Below are 2,969 nucleotides of genomic sequence, written 5' to 3' on the forward strand. Positions count from 1 at the left end.
CGCCGGCCCGCCGGCCGTGCAGTGAGACTGACTGCACGGCCGGCGTCGTTGTTTCCCTATGGGCGCTGAGCGCCTGCCGAGATGCTATCTATTTGCTCCTTCCTTCAGACATTGGGTCGGGCCAATTGCCGATGAATCTCGTCTGGTCCTGCATGGTCTTCTCCTGACTGAGGCTGGTCCCTACGCGTGTGGCGCAGGTGGGTCGTGCCTGCCATCGAAGCAGGGGCGGCCTGGTCAGTCGGGAGAAGACCCCGGATCGAACGCGGGTTCGGCAGCGGGTTCTTGACCGCCATCAGGGATGCGGCCGTCGTGGAAGGGCGGTGCCAATGCACGCTGTTCCGGGAGATCTGCCGCCCCGTCGGCGGATCCGCCGTGTGGTCCCGACATCGAGCCGGACTCAGGTGGGGACGCCGCGGCAGGAGCCGGTGTGTCTGCCAGAGGATCCCTAGGATCAGGCAACGAGTTAGTCATCGCCAATTCGGCGGGGAGTATCGGAACAGCTTCGTCCGGAATGAAAACGGGGATTGGTACGTACGCGGCCGATCGGCCGTCGGCAGTGGGCGCGTTGGTACGGAAGAGTGTGGCCGAACCAGGCGGCGTCAGTGCACCGGAGTCGCTCCCCTGCAGCGGAACGGCCGGAACGTCTATTCCCGGGGGAGGCAGGATCCCGGGCAGTGGCGGCACCGGCGGCAATGGCAGCACCGGTGGCAATGGCGGCACCGGTGGCAACGGCAGCACCGGTGGCACCGGTGGCAACGGCAGCACCGGTGGCACCGGTGGCAATGGCGGCACCGGCGGCAACGGCAGTCCTGGGAGTTGACCGATCGTGGTGTCAACCAGCGGTGGCACGGCGTCGATGATTCCACCAACGACCGGTGGCACGGCATCGCCCGGCAACAGATTGACGAGGGTCTTGGGAATCGCGGCCAATTGGCTCGGACCTGGAATGGCGGGAGGAACATCCTGGGCGATTGACCCTATGAGATCGGAAGGGGCAACAGGCGCAGGCAAAACGGAAGGCGACGGGGCAGGCGGAACTGACGGCAGAAGATCACTGGCCTGCGATGGCCCGGCGAGCCACAGCAACCACACGAATGCGCCGATGACGGCGAGAAGCATAGGGCGCAACAACCAAATGCCACGGCACCCCAGATACCCGGCCAAACACGCCACCTCCCCAGTGCGGTGTTTGGACCTTAAGTTACGCCCGTCCTGGGCAGTAGTCCATAGCTAAGCATGCTTAGTGCCCAAACTCGGGAAGGATCGTCAAGCGGATCGCCGCGTCGACATCGGGGCGAAGGTCCCGGTCCTGAACGTCGGAGGGTAACGACAGACCGGCGTCGAAGGCCTTTCGGAACCGAAGGCTCGCGAATTCTTCCGGCGTCCGGCCCTGCAGCCTGAGTGCCCGTGACGCGCAAAGGAGTTCAATGCCAACAACCGTTGACAGCGCCCGCACCGTGGAATCCAGGCGGGAAGTGGCCACACTCGCGAAACTGGCATCTTCTTCTGCGCCCAGGGAGAGGACCACCGTTTGCAGGCTCACCGGCTGAGCATTGGCCCGAATCCGGCCCACCGCTGCGGCGGCCACATACTCCAACATCATGACGCCCGACTGGCCGCCGTCGTCGACCGCCAGGAATCTGTGGAGGCCCGTGTAGCTGGGATCGCACAACAGGCTGATCCTCCGGAGATTCGTTGCGCACGCCGCACCGATGGCCAACTGCAGGGCATCGACGCGGCGGGCCAGGCTAGTCATCTGGAACAGGCCATGGTGGGCCACTCCGTTGCTGCCATCCTCCGCATCGCCGTACACGAGGGGGTTCTCATGGCCGGCCACCACCAGACGCCCCAAAAGGATGCTGAGCGCCTCGAGTTCCTCGGCCACTGAGCCGAGAACCTGCGGCAGGGTGCGTAGGCAGTACGGGTCCTGGATCCTTGCCGGATCACCACTGCCTTCCACAAGGCCGCGGATTACGCCGGCCATGTCCCTGATAGCTGGCGCATCCGCGGCCTTTGCGACTTCCGGACTCAAGGCTTCCGGATTGCCGGACATTGCCGCGAAGGACAGTGCGCTCACGGTGGTCACGTTCCCCAGAAGGGTCGCCAACTTCTGGTGGGCCAAGACTGCCTGGGCGATGGTGAGCGCGCTGGAACTGATGAATGGCAGAGCATCCTCGGTGGCCCAGGTGTCCAGTGGCACCGGGACGCGCTTGCCGTCCATGGTGGGGCGCTCGCCGAGGAGAGTGAGGGCCGTTCCTGCCAACGCGGGCAGGTCCGCAGTGCCGATTCCGCCGAATTCCCGCACTTCCGGCAAGGCGTCGGCGTTGAGCATCTCCACGACGGCATGAGCCACAGCCGGGTTGATGCCGGACGATCCCGCGGCGAGCTGGGAAAGCCTGATGACCAGCATTGTCCTGACGGTTTCGCGGTCAAGGACTCGTCCGGCGTCGACGGCGTGGCTGCGCAAAAGATTCAGTCCGTGCGTATTGGCTTCCTTGTCCGCGGTATCCAAGGCAACCGAGCGATTAGCCCCGACGCCTGTGGACCGTCCGTAGACGGGCCGGGACAACGCGGTCGCGCGAGCGGACCGCTGCGATGCGGCCATACGTTCAGCGGCCGACGGCGACAGGGTCACCTTCGTGCCACCTGCGGCCACCTTGGCAATATCGGCCAGGTGCAGCCGGACGCCGTCGATTTCGATCATGAAAGTGATTCTTTCAAAGATGGGCGGTTGACCTCCCCAACTAGCTCGCAGTTGTTGTCGTTATGAGGGCTCATAGCGACAACTAATGCGAGCTAGTTGGGGTTGTCGGGTCTTGGTTAGCGGGTTTCTTCCATGGGGATGCGGACGCCGCGTTCGTGGGCGACTTCGACGGCGCGGGGGTAGCCGGCGTCGACGTGGCGGATGACGCCCATGCCGGGGTCGTTGGTGAGGAGGCGTTCGAGTTTCTGCGCGGCGAGCTCGGTGC

General features: G+C 64.9%; 3 protein-coding genes. All 3 read right to left on the reverse strand.

Annotation, left to right across the window (positions count from 1 at the left end; all coding sequences use genetic code 11):
* Positions 1–234: 234 nt before the first annotated feature.
* Positions 235–1,119, reverse strand: a complete 885-nt coding sequence (locus AC1DLO_RS22435) for a hypothetical protein (protein ID WP_476914621.1) — start codon at positions 1,117–1,119, stop codon at positions 235–237.
* Positions 1,120–1,240: 121 nt separating this feature from the next.
* Positions 1,241–2,704 (reverse strand): aromatic amino acid lyase, encoded by a 1,464-nt coding sequence (locus AC1DLO_RS22440; protein ID WP_476891735.1) that lies wholly within the window; start codon positions 2,702–2,704, stop codon positions 1,241–1,243.
* Between the two features lie 116 nt (positions 2,705–2,820).
* Positions 2,821–2,969 (reverse strand): hypothetical protein (locus tag AC1DLO_RS22445; protein ID WP_476914622.1); only part of this gene is annotated, 149 nt, incomplete at its 5' end.

This window comes from Arthrobacter sp. 01T419, from assembly GCF_056398865.1.

Coding starts and splice junctions, on each gene's coding strand:
- AC1DLO_RS22435 (WP_476914621.1), bottom strand. CDS start 1,119: ATGCTTCTCGCCGTCATCGGCGCATTCGTGTGGTTGCTGTGGCTCGCC.
- AC1DLO_RS22440 (WP_476891735.1), bottom strand. CDS start 2,704: ATGATCGAAATCGACGGCGTCCGGCTGCACCTGGCCGATATTGCCAAG.